Genomic DNA, 18,938 nt, shown 5'->3' with positions numbered 1-18,938 from the left:
TGGCGTCAGTCCCCGGTCAGGATGCGGTCCACCAACTGCTTCACCGTCGGAACGAAGCCGTTGGAATAGAAGGGATCGCGCTTGAAGTTATAGGCGGCGTGACCCGCGAACATCAGGTTCTGTTCGGTATCGCCGCCGTGCGCGATGTCCTGCAACGTCTTCTGGATGCAGAAGCTGCGGGGATCGGCGAGCCGGCCGGTCGAGTTCGTGTCGGTGTCCGCCCAGCTGGAGAACAGGCACTGCGACAGGCAGCCCATGCAGTCCGCCTGATCCTTGCGAATCTCGCCCTTCTCGGTCGGCGACACGAACACCAGCGTGTTGTCCGGCGTCTTCAGCGCATCGGTGAAGCCGTGGCCGAACCACTCGCGTGCGCGCAGCAGGTCGCCCTGAGTCACCCAGAAATTCTTGCCCTTCACGCCGACGTCGAGCTGGAAAACGTGATCGCCCGCCTCCTGCTGCGAGAACGCGATCTGGCGCGCCGACCGCGCTTCCAGCGCGCGCAGGAACGGATTGCGGACCGCCGACGAATAGAAGCCGGTGGGGGAGAAACGGTGGAGCAGCACGTCGCCCTCCTCGATCTCCATCAGCTTCGCCTTCCACCCCTCGGGAATCGGGCTTTCCCGCGTCAGCAGCGGACGCGTACCGTACTGGAAGGCGATCGCGCCGAGTTCCGGATTATCGATCCAATTTTCCCAATCGCGCAGATACCAGACGCCGCCCGCCATCACGATCGGCGTGCTGTCCGGGATGCCGCCCTCGCGCATCGTGTCGCGCAGTTCCTTGACGCGCGGGTAAGGGTCCTGCGGCTTCAGCGGGTCCTCGGCATTGGACAGGCCGTTATGACCACCCGCCAGCCACGGATCCTCGTACACCACCGCAGCGAGCCACTCCGCGGCCTTCGAATAGGCGCGCTTCCACAGCGCGCGGAACGCCCGGCCGGACGACACGATCGGCAGGTACGAGACATTGTAGGAGGAGGTGATCTCCGACAATTTGTACGGCATGCCCGCGCCGCAGGTCACGCCGGCCACCAGCCCGCGCGTCCGCTCCAGCACGCCGTGCAGGATGCGTGGTGCCCCACCCATTTCCCACAGCACGTTGATGTTGATCGCGCCCTTGCCGCCTGCAATGTCGTAGGCGCGCTTCACCTGCTCGACCGCGCCGGCGATTGCGTATTCGATCAACTCCTCGTGCCGGTCGCGGCGTGTCAACGAGCGGTATATCTGGGGAATGATCTTGCCGTCAGGATCGTAGCTGTCGGCGTTGACCGCCGATACCGTACCGATGCCGCCTGCCGCGGCCCACGCTCCTGCGGACGCATGGTTGGTCGCGGCGACGCCTTTGCCGCCCTCCACCAGCGGCCACACTTCGCGACCGTTATAGTTGATGGGGGAGAGACCCTTGAACACGAAAACGACACCTTTCGGACGAAATACGACTTCCTATAGCGGATGGATGCGGGCGTGCGAGCGAAACATGGATCATGCGCCCATAGCTGCTCTGTCCACTGCGCCGTCAGCCCAGCGCGCCGGGCCGGTCCAGCGCCTGCTCGTACAGCGCCTTGTAGCGCGCGATCATCGTCGCCTCGTCATACTCCGCGACAGCCTTAACACGGTTCGCCGCGCCGACCGCCGCCCGCGCGGCGGGATCGTTGATCAGGCCCTGCATCACGTCGCGCAGACGTACCTCGGTCGGATACTCGGCGATGAAGGGCAGGTTCTCCGGCGCGACCATCCGCCGCACGTCGCCGACCGGCAGGCTGGCGATTGGCAGCCCGGCGGCCATCGCCTCAACAACTGAAATCGGGAACTGTTCGCTTTTCGACGACAGCGCCAGCAGGTCGAAGTGGCGTAGATAGCGGTACGGACGGTCGACGAAGCCCGGCATCAGCAGCCGGTCGGACAATCCCATCGCCATCGCCGCGCCCTCGATCGTCGCCCGCTCCGGGCCCTCGCCGACGATGACGAGCCGGAACTTGCCCGACAGTCCACCGGCTGCGCGGACCAGGGCCGGCAGGTCCTTGACCGCGCGCAGGCCGGCGACGGCGCCGATGATGACCTCGCCTTCCTTGCGGACCAGCCCACGGATCGCCTTCGGTTCGGGATCGCGGAAATAATGCGCGGTGCCGATGCCGTTGACGATGCGGTGCACGCGCGCTGCCGGCTGTTTCCAAGCTTTCAGTGCGATCGCCTCCAGCACCTCGGACGGGACCGCAAGCGCGTGCGCCGCGGGCAGCGCGACGCGGCGGTACATGTTGCGCTCGATCTTCAAACCGGCCGCTTCGTCTTCGTTGAACCCATCCTCGTGATGGACCAGCGGCGGCGCGCCCTTGGCGAACACGCGGCGGGCCATGACACCGTCGATCGCGCCCCAGTTATAGGTCAGCACCAGATCGAACCGACGCATATAGTGCGCAATCGCCTCGTAGCGCTTGACCGAAGGGCGACCGGTCAGCGGCAGGTCGCCCTGCGCGATCTCGTAGCGGACACCTTTCGGAATGGAGTCCCGCGCACCGAGTGCGCCGGGCACGCCCGACACGATCGTGTGCCGCGCGCGGTCGCCCCATGCGCCCATCAGCCGTACCGCCCGGGCCTCCTTGCCGCCGAGGTCGAAGGAGGAATGGAGGTGAAGGATGTGAACGGGCGCGGTCATGCCGGCATCGATAGCGTCGTGCGCACCCGCTTCCTACGCGAAAACCGACTTCGCGACGTGCGTGATCCGGCAAGCCAGGTCCGCCTCCCCGCTCGCGACGACATAATGGTCGCCGGCGTCGGCGATGCCGGTCGTGAACACGACGTTGTCCAGGTACAGGCTGTCCTTCAGCGGTTCCGTCAGCGCGGGCGCGGGTTCGAGCAGCGGAGTGTGTTCTGTGCGCACCGTAACGCTGGGGTCGTCGCGGTCGAGGATCGACCAATAGGTGCGATAGATGCCGACGACGCCCGACGGCTCCACCCCGTGCCACAGCGTCAGCCAGCCTGCATCTGTCAGGATCGGCGGGGTTCCCCCGCCCATCCGTGCGGTCGAGACTGTCGCCGCATGCGGCCGGATGCCGGGCTTGTCATAGGGTTTCCAGTGCAGGCCGTCCGGTGAGGTCGACAGGTTGATTGATGGTCCCGCGCGCCACTCGCTGCCCGGCGGATAGGCGAAATACAGGTCGCCGAGCGGGCGGGTCTGCGCCCAGTATTTGCCGCCGACCAACCCCTCGAACACCAGCATGTCCTTGTTCTGGTGGTCGAGGACGATCCCCTCCAGTGTCCAGTCGAGCGCGTCGGCGCTGCTGTACATCGTCGTGCAATGGCGTTCCGGGCTGACCGAGCAGGTGGTCATCAGGAAGCGGTCGCCGACCCGGCTGATCCGCGCATCCTCAACACCGTAGCATTGATAGTTCGCAGTCGGGGCGATGGCGCGATCGTAGTGCACGGCGACGACGCTGCGCCCCTCCGCATCCAGCTCGACGGGCAGCAGCCACGACAGGCTGGTCAGGGCCAGCACCTTCCACCCGCCGCCGCGCATCAGGAACTTGCGCGGGTCGGCGGTGTCGACCAGCGCAAGCGGCCACGCGTCGAGATGATACGCACCGTCCGCCCAGCGGATCGCGTGGATATGCCCGTCGTGGATCGGCTGCTTCAGCGCCTCTGCGACGCGGACCATCAGCAGCAGGTTGCCGTTCGCCAGCCGCGTCATGCCGGGGTTGAACGCGCCCAGCACATAGGTTTCGGCGTCGATCTTCCCCGCCAGGGGCGACCGCGACAGATCGACATCGGCGGGGGTGAAGACGAGGTGGTCGAGCGGCATCAGCGTCTTGGTCCTTTACTCGCCAGCTTGGGCGCGCGGCACGATCGTCAGTTGCTGTACCACCGTGCGGCTCGGCTGAGTCAGCAGATAATGGACGCCGACCGCGATGTCCTCGGCGCGCAGCATCGTTTCTTCCGCGATCTTTTCGCGCTGCTCCTCGGGCGGAGTGTCCGGCTCCTGCATGGTCGATCCGGTCAGGCCGGGTTCGACCAAGGCGACGCGGATGCCCTTGGGTCCGAGTTCGCGGCGCAGCGCTTCGGAGAAGCCGGCGATGCCCGCCTTGATCCCGGCATAGACGGTCGATCCGGGCCCGAGCACGTGTGCGCTCATCGATCCGATCAGCACGAGATCGCCGGTCGTGCTCAGCCGGGCGGCGGATGCGTGCGCGCCCATGACATAGGCGGTGAAGTTGAGCGCCACGGCGTGCGCGACCTCGTCCTCGCTCATGTCGGTCAACCCCTCGGCTGCGACGGCGGCGTTCATCACGGCGATGTCGAGGCCGCCAAGATACGCTTCGCCGGCCTCCACGAATTTTTGCGCGTTGCCGGCGACGGCGAGGTCGAGGACCGTGCCGTCACCCTCCCCCACTTCGCGGATGCGGGCCAGCGCGTCCTCCAGATGCTCCGGGCTCGTGCCGCCGACGAACACCTTCGCACCCTCCGCGGCAAGGAGCACGGCGATCGCGCGGCCGATGCCGGTCGTGCCGCCGGTGACGATCGCGCGGCGGCCCTGCAAAGGGGTCACGGCGGTGTGAGCATCGGTCAATTCCGTCATGATATCATCCACTTGGCTGTTCGTCGCTAGGGACGCCCGACCCCCTTCGTGGTTCCCCGCGACGTGATCCGAAGGGTTGCAGATTGTTCATGCTTTTCTGCGAGATAACCGCTCCTGCCCTCTGGGACGCATGATGAACGCGCATTTCTCGATCACGGTCGATCCGACCATTCACCTTCTGTCGATCAGGATGGGCGGTTTCTTCTCGCAGGCCGATGTCGGCGCGTTCGATGCCGATCTGCGGCAGAAGGTGCCGACGCTGAACTGTGGTCCGAACGATCACATCACGCTGGTCGATGTCACCGAGATGCGCATCCAGTTGCAGGACATTGTCGCGATGTTCGCCAAGATCGTGAGCACGCCGCAAAATCGGTCGAAGCGCCTCGCCTTCGTGACCGGCTCCTCGCTTGCCCGCATGCAGACGCGGCGGTTGACGGATCGGCCCGACGTGGAGTTCTTCACCGACCTCGACGCTGCCAGGGCGTGGCTGTTCGCATGACGCGCCGAACCCGCCGCCGGTGACCGGCGACGGGCGGGCTTCCTCTCCCGGAAAACGCGTCAGCCGAGACGGCCCAGGCGGTGGTACAGGTTGGAGAATTTCGCCGAGCGCGGATCGTCGGCGATCTTGCGGACGTAATCGGCGACGGCTTCCTTCATCAGGCCGAAATCCTCCGTCGAAAAGACGGCGCGGCTGCGTTGGGGTTCGGTGTTCGGCATCGATCGTCTCCTGATTTGCTGCTCTGACTAGGCGGCTTGGTGGAACTAGGCGGCTTTGTGGAACTGGGCGGCTTCGGTGGACTCGGCGAGCGCGGTGGTGCTGCTCTCGCCGCCGGCGACGGCCTGCGCGACAAGATCGAAATAGCCGGTGCCGACCTCACGCTGGTGACGCGTGGCGGTGTAGCCTTTGGCTTCGCTAGCGAATTCGGCCTGTTGCAGTTCCGAATAGGCCGCCATGCCGCGGTCGCGGTAGCCGGACGCCAGTTCGTACATGCCGTGATTGAGCTGGTGGAAGCCGGCAAGCGTGACGAACTGGTACTTGTACCCCATCGCGCCGATCTCCCGCTGGAAGCGAGCGATGTCGTCCTTGTCGAGGTTCGCCTCCCAGTTGAAACTCGGCGAGCAGTTATAGGCGAGCATCTTGTTCGGGTGTTCGCGCTTGATCGTCTCCGCGAACCGCCGCGCATCGTCGAGATTCGGGTGCGACGTCTCCCACCACAGCAGGTCGGCATGCGACGCGAATGCCAGCCCGCGCTTGATGCAATGATCGACACCGGTACCGTCCTTGAGGCGGAAGAACCCTTCGGGCGTGCGTTCGCCGGTCAGGAACTCGTGATCGCGCTCGTCCACGTCGCTGGTGATGAGCTTCGCGCTTTCGGCGTCGGTGCGGGCGCAGATCACGGTCGGCACGCCCGACACGTCGGCGGCGAGGCGCGCCGCATCGAGGTTGCGGATATGCGCCTGCGTCGGGATCAGCACCTTGCCACCCAGATGGCCGCACTTCTTTTCGGAGGCGAGCTGGTCCTCGTAATGCACGCCCGCCGCGCCTGCCGCGATGTAGGCCTTCATGATCTCGAAGCAGTTGAGCGGACCGCCGAAGCCGGCCTCCGCATCCGCGACGATCGGCGCGAACCAGTCGCGTTGCGCGCCGCCCTCCGAATGTTCGATCTGGTCGGCGCGTTGCAGCGCATTGTTGATGCGCTTGCACAGTTCCGGGCCGGCATTGGCGGGGTAGAGCGACTGGTCCGGGTACATCGCCCCGGCGGTGTTGGCATCTGCGGCGACCTGCCAGCCCGACAGGTAGATCGCCTTCAGTCCGGCGCGCACCATCTGCATCGCCTGATTGCCGGTCATCGCGCCGAGCGAGTGGACGTAATCTTCCGTATTCAAAAGCTCCCACAGCTTCAGCGCGCCGCGCTTCGCCAGCGTATGTTCGATCGGCACCGATCCGCGCAGCTTGGCGACATCCTCCGGCGAATATGGACGGTCGATCCCGTCGAAGCGACCGGGGGGCGAGGGAACGAGATCGTCGAAGGTCATTGTCACATCCTTTACAGTGTCATCCGTCTTGTCCGTCGAAGTGGAGGAAGTGGAGGCGAACGAACAGATGTTCTCCGTTCTTCATGCGGTCGCGAAGTGGAGGACTTCCACTTCGGCGACTGTCATGTTGTAAATTATTGACATAATCCGGGCTCCTGTCGACTGTGTGTGGAAATACAGGATCGGGAGGCTGTAGGACATGGCCGGGGCAGGAACAGGTGGGCGCAAGCTGCTGGCGGGACATGCGCTGCGGCGGCTGCGGCGGGCACAGGGACTCAGTCAGGTACAGATGGCAGAGATGCTGGAGGTCAGCACCAGCTATGTGAACCTGATCGAGCGTAACCAGCGGCCGGTGTCGGCGGCGATCGTGATGCGGCTGGTTGAACGGTTCGACTTCGACCCGCGCGCGCTGGCGGCGGACGCCCCCGGGGGCGGCGCGGCAGCGATGCGGCGGCGGCTGGCCGACCCGATGTTCGCCGATCTGGAGATCGACCGTAACGAGGTCGAGGATTGGCTGGCGGCCGCCCCCGGCGGTGCGGCGGCGTTCGCAAGGGTGTTCGACCGGCTGGGTGGTGGTGGCAGCGAGGGTGGAGCGCCCGTGGCCGACGATCCGTTCGCGGAGGTGCGACGCGCGATCGGGCGGTGGCGCAATCATTTCGCCGACCTCGACGCGTCGGCGGAGGCGCTGGCGGACGAGCTGCGGCTGGGCGCGGGTGATCTGTACGGCGCGGTCGCGGAGCGGTTGCGCGTGCGGCACAGCCTGTCGATCCGGGTGCTGCCGGTGGACGTGCTGCCGGATGTGCTGCGGCGGCTGGACCTGCATGCGCGGCAGCTGCAGCTGTCGGAATTGCTGGGGCCTTCCGCGCGGACCTTCGCGGCGGCGTTCCAACTGGCGCAGATCGAGGCGCGGGCGGAGATCGACGCGCTGGTGCGCGGCGAGGCGTTCGTGACGCGTGCGGCGGAGCGGCTGTTCCGGCGCCATCTGGCCGGATATTGGGCGGCGGCGCTGATGATGCCCTATGCCCGGTTCCTGCGCGGGTGCGAGGCGACGGGGTACGACGTGGAACTGCTGGGGCGGCGGTTCGGAGCGGGGTTCGAGCAGGTGGCGCATCGGCTGACCACGCTGAGCCGGGTCGGCGCGCGCGGGCTGCCGTTCTTCATGATCCGCGTCGATCGCGCCGGACAATCCTCGAAACGCTATCCCGGGGCGAGCGGAGCGGCGCTGGTCGAGGTCGAGGGGCGCTGCCCCCTCTGGCGGCTACACCATGCGTTCGACCGGCCGGGCGAGGTCGCGACCCAACTGGTCGAACTGGAGGACGGCGCTCGCTTCGTCACGATGGCGCGAACGGTGACGCCGCAGGCGCGGCGGGTTGGTGGCGTGCCGGTGGCGTTCGCGGTGGGGTTGGGCGTGGCGGCGGAGTTCGCGCGCGGGCTGGCGGCGGCACGCGGGCTGGACCTCGGCGGCAGCGCCACGCCGATCGGGCTGGGATGCCGCGCGTGCCTGCGCGCCGACTGTCCGCAGCGGTCCGCGCCGCCGGCGGGACGCGCGCTGACCGTGAACGAGCGCGAGCGGCGAGTGACGGCGCTAACCTTTGCGGGGGATTGAGGACGCCGGGTCGGCGTGCAGGCCGCGAGCGAAGGGAGCACGGCGGGTCCCGGAACAGCCCGACCGCCAGATCGACGCGCGCGGCCCGCGCGGCCCGCGCGGTCAGGCCTCCCTCCACGACAAGGGTTCCTTGCGGGCGACCGTGACCTCGACGGGCACCGGCGGCGACACCGTCGCCGGCCACCGTGCCGCGATAAACCGGCTCTTGGCGACCCAGGCCAGCGAGACGCTGTCCGACTGATTGCCGCCGAGGATGCGATAGGCGTCCGCATCCTCGCCCGCATAGAAGCCGACATGACCCAATCCGCTGTCCCTGGCCTTTCGCCAGAAGACCATGACCGCACCCGGCGTGGGCTTCGTCGCGATGCCGAACGCGCCCCACGCGCGGGCACTCAGCACGCGGGTCGGTAAAGGTTCGCGGTCCAGTGTCGACGAGATGCAGTGGCCGACGAACAGGCCGCACCAGGGAATGTCGTCCGACTTGTAATCGAGCGTCTTCATATCCTTGACCCATTCGATGATCTCCGGGTTTGATCCCACGCCGGGATGTTCGCGAGTACCGAGCAGCCGCTGGGCTTCCTTGAACCAGACCAGGCTGGGATCATCCAGTTTTCGCGGCAGCTTCGTATCGGGGAAGAGCGCGGCGAGTGTCAGATTTCCAAGGATTCCATCTGCCTGCAAGTTGTTGCTGGCCTGGAAGGACCGTAATGCAGATGCCGTCTGCCGTCCCCAGACTCCGTCCAGTGCACCGGGCTTGTAACCCTTTTGCGCCAGTGCCTGCTGTACCTCGATGATCTTCATGATAATTCCCCCGACTCGCCCTCGAATGTGGGATATTCGCGCGCATGGATGACGGAGTCTATCACTCATGCTGCATATGTTGCCGATTGTTGTGATCGGTCGATCCACGTCTTGCCTGATCGGCCAGCGTCATCGCGCGGTGATCGGCACGACCGGCGAGGAGTGGCTTTCGCGCGACGAATCAGAACGCTAGGCGAGTAGCGGGGCCGCCGGTGCGGCGCCTTCCGGAGTGCCTGTCCATGCGTTCGATGTTGCCCGTTCTTCTCCTCGCCTCCGCTGCCCTGATCGCGGTGGTCGGGGTGCCGGCGATCGCTTCCGGTCAGGCGCTGCCGCCGCCCGTGCCCATCGCCGGTGACGGGCCCGAGGATGCGCGATTGAAGCGGTTGTTCTACGACAGCGACGAGCGTGATCTGGCTCTGTCGCCGCTCGGTGCGATCGCGCGCGGGGACATGCGCTACGCCGACCAGTTCGGCGAATATCTGACCGACGCGCGGCTGGCGCGGGATAAGCGCAATTTGGAAGCCGACCTGAAGGCGCTGAACGCGATCGATCGTGCGACGCTGACACCGGTCGATCGCATTGCATACGACGTGTTCCGCAACCAGATCGGGATCGGGCTGAAGGGCTATACGCCCGAACTGCTGGCGATCGTCCGGTTGCTCCCGGTCAGCCATTTCGACGGCTTCCAGACCTTCTACCCGGACTTCGCGTCGGGCAAGGGCGCGGCGCCGTTCAAGACGGTCCAGGATTACGACAATAACCTGAAGCGTAACGCCGGCTATGCGGCGCTGTACCAGCGGCTGACCGACCGCCTGCGCGAGGGCATGGCGAAGGGCGTGACGCAGCCCAAGCTGGTCGTGCGCAACATGATCGCGCAGTTCGACAACCTGATCGCGGAGGGCGTCGAGAAGTCGACCTTCTACGCACCCGTCACGATGTTCCCGGACGGCATCCCGGCGACAGAGCGCGTGCGGCTGACGGCGGCCTATGCGGCGCAGGTGCGGGACGTGATCCTGCCGGCGCATCGCGCGTTCCGCGACTTCCTCGCGAACGAGTATCTGGCGAAGGCGCGCGATACGGTCGGGCTGTCGGCGCTGCCCGGTGGTGCGGCGCTGTACGCGCACAATATCGAGCAGAACACGACGCTGCCGCTGAAGGCGGACGACGTGCACCAGCTCGGCCTGTCGGAAGTGGCGCGGATCACGCGGGAGATGACGGCGCAGCAGAAGGCGGTCGGGTTCAAGGGCACGCTGGCGCAGTTCTTCGATCACCTGCGCACGGACGCGCAGTTCCAGCCCAAGTCGGCGGCGGCGCTGCGCGCCGGGTACGAGGCGATCGGCAAGCGCATCGATGCACGCGTGCGCGAGCAGTTCTCGCTGATCCCGAAGACGCCGCTCGAAATCCGGCCGGTGCCCGATTTCCGCGCCAAGACGGATGCGGCGGGATCGTACCAGCAGGGTACGCCTGACGGATCGCGGCCGGGCATCTTCTATTACAACACCTACGATCTGCCGACGCGGTTCACCTGGGGGATGGAGACATTGTACCTGCACGAGGCGGTGCCGGGACATCATTTCCAGATCAGCCTGGCGCAGGAGAATGCGGCCCTGCCGGCGTTCATGCGCTTCGGCGGCAACACCGCCTATGTCGAGGGATGGGCGCTGTATGCGGAGACGCTGTGGCCCGATCTGGGCATGGAGACGGACCCGTATCAGCGGATGGGTGGCCTGTCCGACGAGATGCTGCGCGCGATGCGGCTGGTGGTCGACACCGGCATCCACGCCAAGGGGTGGAGCCGCGAACAAGCGATCGACTATATGCTCGCCAATTCGCCGATGAGCCGGACGGATGCGACGGCGGAGGTGGAGCGCTACATCGCGATCCCCGGACAGGCGCTGGCGTACAAGATCGGACAGCTCACGATCCTGAAGCTGAAGGCGCAGTCGAAGGCCAAGCAGGGCACGGCGTTCGACCCGCGCGCGTTCCATGCGGCGGTGCTGGATTCGGGGGCGCTGCCGATGCCGGTGCTGGAGAAGAAGATCGGGGACTGGCTGGCGGCCAAGTAGGGCAGAAGAGCAACATGCCGTCACCCCAGCGAAAGCTGGGGTCTCGTAGTGGCGGCGGGGATCAATCGCCTGAGATTCCAGCTTTCGCTGGGATGACGGTGGAGGTTACCCCGCCCCCTAAGCGTCCCGCAGCCCGATCCCTATCGCGGCTCTCGCCGCGTCGCTTTCGCTGCTGACCACCGGATAGGCGCAGTAATCGGCGGCGTAATAGGCGCTGGGGCGGTGATTACCGGACCAGCCGATGCCGCCGAACGGCGCGTTGCTGGCGGCGCCGTTGGTCGGACGGTTCCAGTTGACGACGCCGGCGCGGATATTCGCCCAGAAGCGATCGTAGAGCGCCGGTGTCTGGCTGACGAGCGCCGCGGACAGGCCGTATCGCGTGTTGTTCGCCTCCGCGATCGCCGCATCGAAGTCGGCGGTGCGGAACACCTGCAGGATCGGGCCGAAGAGTTCGAGGTCGGGACGTTCCGCCATGTTGGTGACGTCGATCATGGCGGGGGCGAGGAATGGCAGACGGTCGTCGGGCCGCTCCAGATGCCGGATCGGGCGGCCGCCGCGCATCAGAAGCGACAGGAAGCTCTCGGTCAGCTGGTCGGCGGCCTCGTTGTCGATCACCGGGCCCATGAAGGGCGCGGGCGTGTCGTGCGGCGCGCCGACGATGATCCGCTGGCAGATGCGCCCGATCGCGTCGATCAGCCCGTCATAGAGCGAGTCCTGCACGATCAGGCGGCGGGCGGCGGTGCAGCGCTGGCCGGCGCTGGTGAAGGCGGATTGCACGACCAGCACGGCGGCGGTGTGAAGGTCCGGCGTGTCCCACACGACGATGGGGTTGTTGCCGCCCATTTCCAGCGCCAGAATCTTCTCCGGTCGCGTCGCGAACAGCCGGTTGAGCGCGATGCCGGTGCGCGCCGAACCGGTGAACAGCAGCCCATCGATGTCGCGGTGTTCGGCGAGTGCCTTGCCCTGATCGGGCCCACCGACGAGCAGCCGCACCGACCCCTCCGGCACGCCCGCCGCGTGGTAGCAGTCGACGAGGAACTTGCCCGTCACGGGGGTCTTTTCGGACGGCTTGAACACCACCGCATTGCCGGCGATCAGCGCCGGGACGATGTGGCCGTTGGGCAGGTGCGCAGGGAAGTTGTACGGCCCCAGCACCGCGAGCACGCCATGCGGCTTGTGACGCAGCGCCACGCGAGCACCGGCGGCAGCCTCCATCCGGCGTTGCGCGGTGCGGTCGGCATAGGCGGTGGCGGAAATATCGACCTTGGCGATCACCGATTCGACTTCGGTGCGTGCCTCCCACAGCGGCTTGCCGGTCTCGCGCGCGATGACGTCGACGAACGCGTCCTGACGCTGGCGGACGACATTGGCGAAGCGGCGCATCGTCTCGATCCGGAACGCCAGCGGCTGCGCGGCCCAGCCGGCCCAACCGGTGCGTGCCGCCGCCACCTCCGCATCGACGTCGCCGATGGGCAGCCGGGCCAGCTCGGCTCCGGTCGCAGGTTCGAAGGAGATGATCTCGCTCATGATCGCCCTTCATAGACGCGGCCAGCTTGCGGGCAAGTGAAGGCGCGCATTCGTTTGCGGATCGCGAAAACGATCACAGAGGATGCGAGAAGTCGTTGGAGCGGCAGGGCGCGCGGCAGCAGGAGGCCTGGACGGGATTAGGGGAGCACGATGCGGAGATTGCCGGTGGGCATATACTTCGCGAGCGCGGCGGCGCTGGGGTGGGTCGTATTGGCGGGTGGCGCGGAACTGCTGTGGCTGGCGTTCTGCCACTGAATCTCAGTGCAGCGCCGCCCCGAACGCGCGGATCGCGGCGACCTTTTCGGTGAGCGCGGACCAATCGTCATCGTCGGCGATGCGCGCCCAGATCGCCTCCACCTCGTCGATCAGCATCGAACAGGGTTCGCCGGTCCAATAGTCGCCCCGCGCCTTGCGCGGAACGAAGTCGGCGGCGCGGCTGCGGACCTCCGCCCAATCATCGCCATAGCTGTCGGGCAAGGGGGCGGCGAAGGCGTCGTGAAAGAACCGGTCGAGCGGATGGCTGGTGGCGCGCAGCGTCGCCTCCACCGCCCGCACCAGCGCGCGATCGTCGGGCGTGCCCAGCGGCGTCAGCCCCATGCGCCACAGCACCGCCTCCACCAGCGCCTGCTGGATACGCGGCGAATAGCGCTCTACCGTCTCGATCAGCGCGTCGCTCTCCGCGATCGGGCGGAGCGAGGCGGCAAGCTGCATCACGTTCCAGCCGATCGCCTCCGGCTGGCGACCGAGCGCGTAGAGGCCGTGCTGGTCGAAATAGGCGGCGGTGAAGGCAGGGTCCCAGGTCGGTGCGAACCGCCAAGGGCCGTAATCGAAGCTCTCGCCGGTGACGTTGATGTTGTCGGTGTTGAGCACGCCGTGGACGAAGCCCGCAGCCATATATTGCGCCGCGAGCGTCGCGGCGCGACCGACGACGAGGTGGAGCAGGCGCACCGGATCCCCAGCCGGCTCGTCGAACAGGTTCGTCAGGGCATAGTCGGCCAGCCGGCGCAGGCCGTCGTCGTCCCGCAGATAGGCGAGCCGCTGAAAACTGCCGATGCGGATATGGCCGTGGCTGAGCCGGACCATCACCGCCGACCGCGTCGGCGACGGCTCGTCGCCGCGGTCCAGCTGCTCGCCCGTCTCGATCAGCGACAAAGTGGAGGACGTGGAGACGCCGAGCGCGTCGAGCATCTCCGTCGCCAGCACCTCGCGCACGCCACCTTTCAGCGTCAGGCGACCGTCGCCGAAGCGGCTCCATGGCGTCTGCCCCGACCCCTTGGTGCCGAGATCGACCAGCCGGCCGCGATCGTCGCGCATCTGCGCGAAGGTGAAGCCGCGCCCGTCGCCGAGATCGGGATTGTAGGTGCGGAACTGATGCCCGTGATAGCGCAGCGCCAGCGGTTGCGGCAGCGTATCGGGCAGCGGTACAAAGCGGCCGAAATGCGCGATCCATTCGTCGTCGCTCAACGCGTCGAGGCCGACCGTGGCGGCGGCGCGATCGTTGCGGAAGCGCAGTTGCGTCTCGGGAAAGTCGGCGGCGTCGACCGGGTCGAAGAAGGTCGGACCGAGATCGAGCAGGGCGGCGGCGGGGCGATAGGCTTGCGTCACGGGCATGGCCCGATATGGGTGGCGCGCACCGGGAGACGCAAGCATGGCCGCTTATACGAACGTCTATTGGTGGTCCGCGGACGGCGTTCGCCTGCATGCGCGCGATTACGGCGGGGGAAACGATGCCCCAAGCGACGGCCGCCCTCCTCTGCTGTGCATTCCCGGGCTGACTCGCAACGCGCGCGACTACAAGGCGTTTGCGGAGGCGCATGCGGGCGCGTGGCGGGTGATCGCGGTCAGCCTGCGCGGTCGCGGCGAGAGCGGATACGCCAAGGACGCGATGAGCTACGTGCCGCTCACGTACATGCAGGATATCGAGGCGCTGCTGGTGGATCAGAAGATCGACCGGTTCGCGCTGGTCGGCACGTCGCTGGGCGGGATCGTCGGCATGTTGCTGGCGGGTGCGCGCGGTGGCCGGATCGCCGGCGCGCTGATCAACGATGTCGGGCCGGAGATCGATGCGGCGGGGCTGTCACGCATCCGCGGCTATGTCGGCAAGGGGTCGAGCTGCCCGACCTGGCTGCATGCCGCGCGCACCGTGGCGGAGGCGAACCGCGACATCTATCCCGACTGGGGGCTGGAGGAGTGGCTGGCGATGGCCAAGCGGCTGTACCGGCTGACCAGTGCGGGGCGGATCGTGCTGGATTACGACCTGCGCATCGCCGAGCCGTTCCGCGTGCCGGGCGCGGAGAGCGGGCCCGATATGTGGTCGGCGCTGGCGGCGCTGAGCGATGCGCCGGTGCTGGTGGTGCGCGGCGAGCGATCTGACATCCTGTCGGGCCCGGTGGCGGAGCGGATGATCGCGGCGCTGCCCGACGCCACGCTGGCGACGGTGCCGGGAATCGGCCACGCACCCACGCTGGCCGAGCCGGAGGCCGCGGGCGCGATCGGGGCGTGGCTGGACAAGGTGCGCGCGCGACACTGAGCGATGTGATGACAAACAGGCGGGGACCAAGTCGGGCAGGCGGGGACCAAGTCGGGCGTAGCGCGTTCATCGCTGTCAGTGCCGACACTCCGGCGGCGCGCACCGGATAGACCTTCATGACGACGCTGACTGGCCGCATCCGCGAGAATATCGTCCTCTACGGCGCGCTGGCTGCCAATCTGGGCATCGGCGTCGCCAAGTTCATCGCGGCGGGGATCACCGGATCGTCGTCGATGCTGACGGAGGGGGTGCATAGCTGCGTCGACAGCGGCAACCAGATCCTGCTGCTGTACGGCCAGCATCGCAGCCGCCGTTCCCCCGACACCGCTCACCCGTTCGGATATGGTCGCGAGCTGTATTTCTGGGCGTTCGTCGTCGCGATCCTGATCTTCGCGATCGGCGCGGGCGTGTCGATCTACGAGGGGTGGCGGCACATCGTCGAGCCGGAGCCGCTGACCAGCCCCCTTGTCAACTACATCGTGCTGGGCATTTCCGTGCTGCTGGAGGGATCGTCGTGGACGATCGCGGTGCGCGAGTTCTCCGCGTCCAAGGGCGACACCGGCTGGTGGCAGGCGATCCGCGAGTCCAAGGACCCGGCCGGCTTCATCGTCCTGTTCGAGGATTCGGCGGCGCTCGCCGGGCTGGTCATCGCGGCGGTCGGTGTGTGGGCGAGCCACTATTACGACAATCCGGCGCTGGACGGCATCGCGTCGATCGCGATCGGGTGCATCCTGGCGCTGGTCGCGGTGTTGCTCGCGCGCGAGAGCAAGGGGCTATTGATCGGCGAGCGGACCGATCCGGCGACGATCGCCCGCATCCGCGACATCGTCGCCGCGTATCCGGGCATCGCCGCCGTCAATCATGTCCGCACGATCCACACCGCCCCCGACGCGGTGTTCGTCGCGATCAGCGCCGATTTCGAGGATGCCGTGACGATGGGCGATGGAGAGCGGATCATCGAGGCGCTGGAAGCGAAGCTGCACGACGAACTACCGACGCTATCGTCGATCTACATCCGGCCAGAACGGCGCGAGGACGCGTTCGTGGCGACACCCGGAACGGTCTGACGCCACACTAACGTCGTTGCGAGCGCAGCGAAGCGATGACGGATGGTCGGACCCCTTGCGCTACTCCGCCGGCACCAGTTCGATGAGGTCCAGCGTGGACTCGAACGCTGGATAAGGCAGCACCAGCCGCCAGCGGCGCTCGCCGATGCGCTCGATGATACCTGCGATGTCGCGCGAACGATCGCGGCCGTACGGCATCGCGCGGGTCTCGTCGCCGAGCGACAACGTGCCGAGGAATACCGCGCGCGCATCAGTGTCGGGGTAGAGCATGCCGACCGGACGCTGCGATCCGGTGGTCTTTGCGAAGGACGCCGCGTCCTTCCCCTCCCCTACCCGGCAGCGGAACCATTCATAGGCGACGAAGCTCGGCGCGTCGCCGCCGCCGAGCTTCACCGTCCGGCATCGATAGTCGCCTGCCGGCGGCACCGGGTCGACCAGCGCATGATCCGGGTCGTAGAGCACCCGGTCATGGGCGATCGCCGTCGCGCCGTCCGGCGTGCCGCGCGCCTGCGTCAACGCGGCGACCCAGGCGTCGCGCCAGCCGCGCAGGCGCCCGCGATCGTTGGGGGTCGCGGTGCGGCGCCAGTCGACGGCCTGCCCCGCACTGGTGACGACCAGCAAGGCGGCAGCGGCCGTGACGGCGGCGGGCGCGCGCCTCATTGTGCGGTCCAGCCGCCATCCATCGACAGGTTGGTACCGGTGATCGCCTTCGCCTCGTCGCGGCACAGGAATAGCGCGAGCGCGGCGACCTGTTCGGGGGTGACGAACTCCTTGGTCGGCTGCGCGGCGAGCAGCACGTCGTTCATCACCTGATCCCGCGTCATCCCGCGCGCCTTCATCGTGTCGGGGATCTGCCCCTCCACCAGCGGCGTCCAGACATAGCCGGGGGAAATGCAGTTGGCGGTGATCCCCGCCTGCGCCACTTCCAGCGCCACCGTCTTGGTCAGGCCCATCAGGCCGTGCTTGGCGGCGACATAGGCGGATTTGTTGGGACTCGCGACCAGCGAGTGGGCGGAAGCGGTGGAGATGATCCGGCCCCAGCCCTGCGCCTTCATGTGCGGGATCGCGGCGCGCATCGCATGAAACACGGACGACAGGTTGATCGCCAGGATCGCGTCCCACTTCTCCGGCGGGAACTCCGCGACGGGCGCGACATGCTGGATGCCGGCATTGCTGATGAGGATGTCGATCGATCCGGTTTCGGCGACTGCACGCTCGATCATCGCCGCGATCTGGTCGGGCCGGGTCATGTCGGCGGCGTCGTACAGCGCGGTCGCGCCGCTGGTCGTCGCCAGTTCGGCGCGAATCGCCTCGATCGCGTCCGCCTCGCCGAAACCGTTGATGACGACCGCCGCACCCTCCGCCGCCAGCGCACGGGCATAGGCCAGCCCGATGCCGCTGGTCGAACCGGTCACGACCGCCGTCTTGCCCTTCAGGAACATCGTCAACTCCCCCACGCCTGCCGCCAGTCTGGCCGGGCCGCCTCGTCCGATCAACGGCCCTTGAACCTCTTGGGTCCGTCGCGCATTCAACGGGCGGATACGGCAAAGGGGCAAGTGCCATGAGGCTCGACGATTTCGACCCGAATATCAACGTCGGGGACCAGGGCGATCGTGGCGGCGGCTTCGGTGGCGGTGGCGGCGGCGGGCTGTTGTTCGGGCTGTTGCCGCTGATCGGCAGCCGCTTCGGCTGCGGTGGCATCGTCGTCGTGCTGATCCTGCTGGCGGTGTTCGGCGGACTCGGCAACATCGGATCCATGATCGGCGGTGGCGGCGGGTCGGGGACGCAGGTGACGCGCACCGCGCCTCAGGCCGGCGAGAAGAGCGCGACCGCGATCTGCTCCTCCGACCCGGCCAAACGCGCCGCCTGCAACGCGTTCAGCTCCGCAGAAAATACGTGGGAGGCGATCTTCGCCAAGTCGGGCCAGCAGTTCAAGGCACCGGGCCTGCAGTTCTTCAGCCGCAACGGCCAGTCGGGTTGCGGCGCAGCCCAATCCGCGATGGGGCCGTTCTACTGCCCGACCGACGACAACATCTATCTCGACACCAGCTTCTTCGACGAACTGGCCAACCGATTCGGGGCGAAGGGGGATTTCGCGCAATATTACGTGATCGCGCATGAATTCGGCCACCACATCCAGAACCTGCTCGGCACCTCCGAACAGGTGCAGCGCATCCAGCGGTCCGCCGGCGAGGCGGAGGGCAATGCCGCGTCCGTCCGGCTGGAGTTGCAGGCGGATTGCTATGCCGGCGTATGGGCGGCGCAAAATCGCGACCGGCTCGATCCGGGCGACGTCGAGGAGGGCATGACCGCCGCCTCCGCGATCGGCGACGACACGCTGACCAAGGGGCGCGTGTCGCCCGACAATTTCACGCACGGCACCTCGGCACAGCGGATGGAATGGTTGCGGCGTGGTTTGCAGACCGGCGATCCGGCGCAGTGCGATACGTTCAAGGGGTCGTTGTAAGACCCTGACGGGGGGCGGCAAGCGTGCCGCCCCCGGCGTGGTCCTCAGCGCGAGGCGGCGAGCAGCTGCGTTAGTTGCGAGTGTTCGCCGACCCCGTTTGCGTAGACGTGGTCGAGATAATAACCGGCCAGCATGTAGTGCGCCTTGACCGCCTCCGGCACAGTGGATCGCTGCGCCATCTCCAATTCGGCTTCGGCTCGCTTGTAGTAATAGTCGCAGTCGGTGCGCATGATCGAAACCCAAATCTAACAGGTGCTTGACTCATGCA

At 67.1% G+C, this 18,938-nt stretch carries 19 protein-coding genes; 7 read left to right on the top strand and 12 right to left on the bottom strand.

The genetic code is table 11. The annotated features are described in order from the left end of the window. Positions 1 to 5: 5 nt before the first annotated feature. The 4 genes from AC0CH8_RS07630 to AC0CH8_RS07615 all read right to left on the bottom strand — a co-directional run bounded on the left by AC0CH8_RS07630 (position 6) and on the right by AC0CH8_RS07615 (position 4,569). The gene (locus AC0CH8_RS07630) at positions 6 to 1,409 is read right to left on the bottom strand and encodes an NAD(P)H-dependent flavin oxidoreductase (protein WP_465239358.1); all 1,404 of its coding nucleotides are present in this window, start codon (positions 1,407 to 1,409) and stop codon (positions 6 to 8) included. A gap of 106 nt (positions 1,410 to 1,515) precedes the next feature. Further along, complete coding sequence (locus tag AC0CH8_RS07625; protein WP_465239357.1) at positions 1,516 to 2,652, bottom strand: glycosyltransferase family 4 protein; 1,137 nt, start codon at positions 2,650 to 2,652, stop codon at positions 1,516 to 1,518. A gap of 33 nt (positions 2,653 to 2,685) precedes the next feature. Next, a complete protein-coding gene (locus AC0CH8_RS07620; RefSeq protein ID WP_465239356.1) occupies positions 2,686 to 3,795 on the bottom strand; it encodes a glycoside hydrolase family 130 protein in 1,110 nt (369 codons plus the stop codon). Between the two features lie 15 nt (positions 3,796 to 3,810). Further along, a complete protein-coding gene (locus AC0CH8_RS07615; RefSeq protein ID WP_465239355.1) occupies positions 3,811 to 4,569 on the bottom strand; it encodes an SDR family oxidoreductase in 759 nt (252 codons plus the stop codon). 130 nt (positions 4,570 to 4,699) lie between these two features. Here AC0CH8_RS07615 and AC0CH8_RS07610 point away from each other — a divergent pair, with 130 nt between their 5' ends. Then, complete coding sequence (locus AC0CH8_RS07610; protein WP_465239354.1) at positions 4,700 to 5,068, top strand: STAS/SEC14 domain-containing protein; 369 nt, start codon at positions 4,700 to 4,702, stop codon at positions 5,066 to 5,068. A gap of 59 nt (positions 5,069 to 5,127) precedes the next feature. Here AC0CH8_RS07610 and AC0CH8_RS07605 read toward each other — a convergent pair whose 3' ends face one another. Both AC0CH8_RS07605 and aceA read right to left on the bottom strand, forming a co-directional pair. After that, positions 5,128 to 5,286 (bottom strand): hypothetical protein, encoded by a 159-nt coding sequence (locus tag AC0CH8_RS07605; RefSeq protein ID WP_168377291.1) that lies wholly within the window; start codon positions 5,284 to 5,286, stop codon positions 5,128 to 5,130. Between the two features lie 45 nt (positions 5,287 to 5,331). Then, positions 5,332 to 6,606 carry an isocitrate lyase gene (gene aceA / locus AC0CH8_RS07600; protein WP_465239353.1) on the bottom strand — a complete coding sequence of 425 codons (1,275 nt, stop codon included), beginning with the start codon at positions 6,604 to 6,606 and terminating at the stop codon, positions 5,332 to 5,334. Between the two features lie 199 nt (positions 6,607 to 6,805). On the opposite strand from aceA, the gene AC0CH8_RS07595 reads away from it, so the two are divergent. Further along, positions 6,806 to 8,212: a helix-turn-helix domain-containing protein gene (locus AC0CH8_RS07595; protein WP_465239352.1), complete on the top strand. Its 1,407-nt coding sequence runs from the start codon at positions 6,806 to 6,808 to the stop codon at positions 8,210 to 8,212. A gap of 102 nt (positions 8,213 to 8,314) precedes the next feature. Here the strand turns inward: AC0CH8_RS07595 and AC0CH8_RS07590 are convergent, their stop codons facing one another. Beyond that, positions 8,315 to 9,013 (bottom strand): NlpC/P60 family protein, encoded by a 699-nt coding sequence (locus AC0CH8_RS07590; protein WP_465239351.1) that lies wholly within the window; start codon positions 9,011 to 9,013, stop codon positions 8,315 to 8,317. A gap of 67 nt (positions 9,014 to 9,080) precedes the next feature. Between AC0CH8_RS07590 and AC0CH8_RS07585 the strand changes: the two genes are divergently transcribed. Further along, positions 9,081 to 9,206: a hypothetical protein gene (locus tag AC0CH8_RS07585; protein ID WP_465239350.1), complete on the top strand. Its 126-nt coding sequence runs from the start codon at positions 9,081 to 9,083 to the stop codon at positions 9,204 to 9,206. A gap of 46 nt (positions 9,207 to 9,252) precedes the next feature. Then, a complete protein-coding gene (locus AC0CH8_RS07580) occupies positions 9,253 to 11,079 on the top strand; it encodes a DUF885 domain-containing protein (protein WP_465239349.1) in 1,827 nt (608 codons plus the stop codon). Between the two features lie 117 nt (positions 11,080 to 11,196). Here the strand turns inward: AC0CH8_RS07580 and astD are convergent, their stop codons facing one another. Together astD and AC0CH8_RS07570 are read right to left on the bottom strand one after the other, a co-directional pair. Continuing rightward, on the bottom strand, positions 11,197 to 12,606 hold the full coding sequence (gene astD / locus AC0CH8_RS07575; RefSeq protein WP_465239348.1) for a succinylglutamate-semialdehyde dehydrogenase: 1,410 nt from the start codon (positions 12,604 to 12,606) through the stop codon (positions 11,197 to 11,199). 258 nt (positions 12,607 to 12,864) lie between these two features. Next, the gene (locus AC0CH8_RS07570) at positions 12,865 to 14,217 is read right to left on the bottom strand and encodes a protein adenylyltransferase SelO family protein (RefSeq protein ID WP_465239347.1); all 1,353 of its coding nucleotides are present in this window, start codon (positions 14,215 to 14,217) and stop codon (positions 12,865 to 12,867) included. A 37-nt stretch (positions 14,218 to 14,254) separates the two neighbouring features. Here AC0CH8_RS07570 and AC0CH8_RS07565 point away from each other — a divergent pair, with 37 nt between their 5' ends. Together AC0CH8_RS07565 and AC0CH8_RS07560 are read left to right on the top strand one after the other, a co-directional pair. Further along, positions 14,255 to 15,136 carry an alpha/beta fold hydrolase gene (locus AC0CH8_RS07565; RefSeq protein ID WP_465239346.1) on the top strand — a complete coding sequence of 294 codons (882 nt, stop codon included), beginning with the start codon at positions 14,255 to 14,257 and terminating at the stop codon, positions 15,134 to 15,136. 116 nt (positions 15,137 to 15,252) lie between these two features. Next, on the top strand, positions 15,253 to 16,203 hold the full coding sequence (locus AC0CH8_RS07560) for a cation diffusion facilitator family transporter (protein WP_465239345.1): 951 nt from the start codon (positions 15,253 to 15,255) through the stop codon (positions 16,201 to 16,203). A gap of 60 nt (positions 16,204 to 16,263) precedes the next feature. Here the strand turns inward: AC0CH8_RS07560 and AC0CH8_RS07555 are convergent, their stop codons facing one another. Both AC0CH8_RS07555 and AC0CH8_RS07550 read right to left on the bottom strand, forming a co-directional pair. Continuing rightward, the gene (locus AC0CH8_RS07555) at positions 16,264 to 16,863 is read right to left on the bottom strand and encodes a DUF4893 domain-containing protein (RefSeq protein ID WP_465239344.1); all 600 of its coding nucleotides are present in this window, start codon (positions 16,861 to 16,863) and stop codon (positions 16,264 to 16,266) included. Next, positions 16,860 to 17,645 carry a 3-hydroxybutyrate dehydrogenase gene (locus tag AC0CH8_RS07550; RefSeq protein ID WP_465239343.1) on the bottom strand — a complete coding sequence of 262 codons (786 nt, stop codon included), beginning with the start codon at positions 17,643 to 17,645 and terminating at the stop codon, positions 16,860 to 16,862. Before AC0CH8_RS07550 ends, AC0CH8_RS07555 begins: the two co-directional genes overlap by 4 nt. A 119-nt stretch (positions 17,646 to 17,764) precedes the next feature. On the opposite strand from AC0CH8_RS07550, the gene ypfJ reads away from it, so the two are divergent. Continuing rightward, positions 17,765 to 18,670: a KPN_02809 family neutral zinc metallopeptidase gene (ypfJ, locus tag AC0CH8_RS07545; RefSeq protein WP_465239342.1), complete on the top strand. Its 906-nt coding sequence runs from the start codon at positions 17,765 to 17,767 to the stop codon at positions 18,668 to 18,670. 44 nt (positions 18,671 to 18,714) lie between these two features. On the opposite strand, the gene AC0CH8_RS07540 is transcribed toward ypfJ, so the two are convergent. Then, positions 18,715 to 18,900 (bottom strand): hypothetical protein, encoded by a 186-nt coding sequence (locus AC0CH8_RS07540; protein WP_204196046.1) that lies wholly within the window; start codon positions 18,898 to 18,900, stop codon positions 18,715 to 18,717. Positions 18,901 to 18,938 lie beyond the last annotated feature (38 nt).

Source organism: Sphingomonas sp. AC435 (assembly GCF_979253005.1).
This window is presented reverse-complemented; position numbering and strand designations above follow the sequence as displayed.

What these genes read in the sequence shown, in the direction of transcription:
- AC0CH8_RS07625 (WP_465239357.1), bottom strand. Translation starts at nt 2,652, where the DNA reads ATGACCGCGCCCGTTCACATCCTTCACCTCCATTCCTCCTTCGACCTC.
- AC0CH8_RS07605 (WP_168377291.1), bottom strand. Translation starts at nt 5,286, where the DNA reads ATGCCGAACACCGAACCCCAACGCAGCCGCGCCGTCTTTTCGACGGAG.
- astD (WP_465239348.1), bottom strand. Translation starts at nt 12,606, where the DNA reads ATGAGCGAGATCATCTCCTTCGAACCTGCGACCGGAGCCGAGCTGGCC.
- aceA (WP_465239353.1), bottom strand. Translation starts at nt 6,606, where the DNA reads ATGACCTTCGACGATCTCGTTCCCTCGCCCCCCGGTCGCTTCGACGGG.
- AC0CH8_RS07565 (WP_465239346.1), top strand. Translation starts at nt 14,255, where the DNA reads ATGGCCGCTTATACGAACGTCTATTGGTGGTCCGCGGACGGCGTTCGC.
- AC0CH8_RS07590 (WP_465239351.1), bottom strand. Translation starts at nt 9,013, where the DNA reads ATGAAGATCATCGAGGTACAGCAGGCACTGGCGCAAAAGGGTTACAAG.
- AC0CH8_RS07595 (WP_465239352.1), top strand. Translation starts at nt 6,806, where the DNA reads ATGGCCGGGGCAGGAACAGGTGGGCGCAAGCTGCTGGCGGGACATGCG.
- AC0CH8_RS07620 (WP_465239356.1), bottom strand. Translation starts at nt 3,795, where the DNA reads ATGCCGCTCGACCACCTCGTCTTCACCCCCGCCGATGTCGATCTGTCG.
- AC0CH8_RS07610 (WP_465239354.1), top strand. Translation starts at nt 4,700, where the DNA reads ATGATGAACGCGCATTTCTCGATCACGGTCGATCCGACCATTCACCTT.
- AC0CH8_RS07580 (WP_465239349.1), top strand. Translation starts at nt 9,253, where the DNA reads ATGCGTTCGATGTTGCCCGTTCTTCTCCTCGCCTCCGCTGCCCTGATC.
- AC0CH8_RS07570 (WP_465239347.1), bottom strand. Translation starts at nt 14,217, where the DNA reads ATGCCCGTGACGCAAGCCTATCGCCCCGCCGCCGCCCTGCTCGATCTC.
- AC0CH8_RS07540 (WP_204196046.1), bottom strand. Translation starts at nt 18,900, where the DNA reads ATGCGCACCGACTGCGACTATTACTACAAGCGAGCCGAAGCCGAATTG.
- ypfJ (WP_465239342.1), top strand. Translation starts at nt 17,765, where the DNA reads ATGAGGCTCGACGATTTCGACCCGAATATCAACGTCGGGGACCAGGGC.
- AC0CH8_RS07555 (WP_465239344.1), bottom strand. Translation starts at nt 16,863, where the DNA reads ATGAGGCGCGCGCCCGCCGCCGTCACGGCCGCTGCCGCCTTGCTGGTC.
- AC0CH8_RS07560 (WP_465239345.1), top strand. Translation starts at nt 15,253, where the DNA reads ATGACGACGCTGACTGGCCGCATCCGCGAGAATATCGTCCTCTACGGC.
- AC0CH8_RS07615 (WP_465239355.1), bottom strand. Translation starts at nt 4,569, where the DNA reads ATGACGGAATTGACCGATGCTCACACCGCCGTGACCCCTTTGCAGGGC.
- AC0CH8_RS07585 (WP_465239350.1), top strand. Translation starts at nt 9,081, where the DNA reads ATGCTGCATATGTTGCCGATTGTTGTGATCGGTCGATCCACGTCTTGC.
- AC0CH8_RS07550 (WP_465239343.1), bottom strand. Translation starts at nt 17,645, where the DNA reads ATGTTCCTGAAGGGCAAGACGGCGGTCGTGACCGGTTCGACCAGCGGC.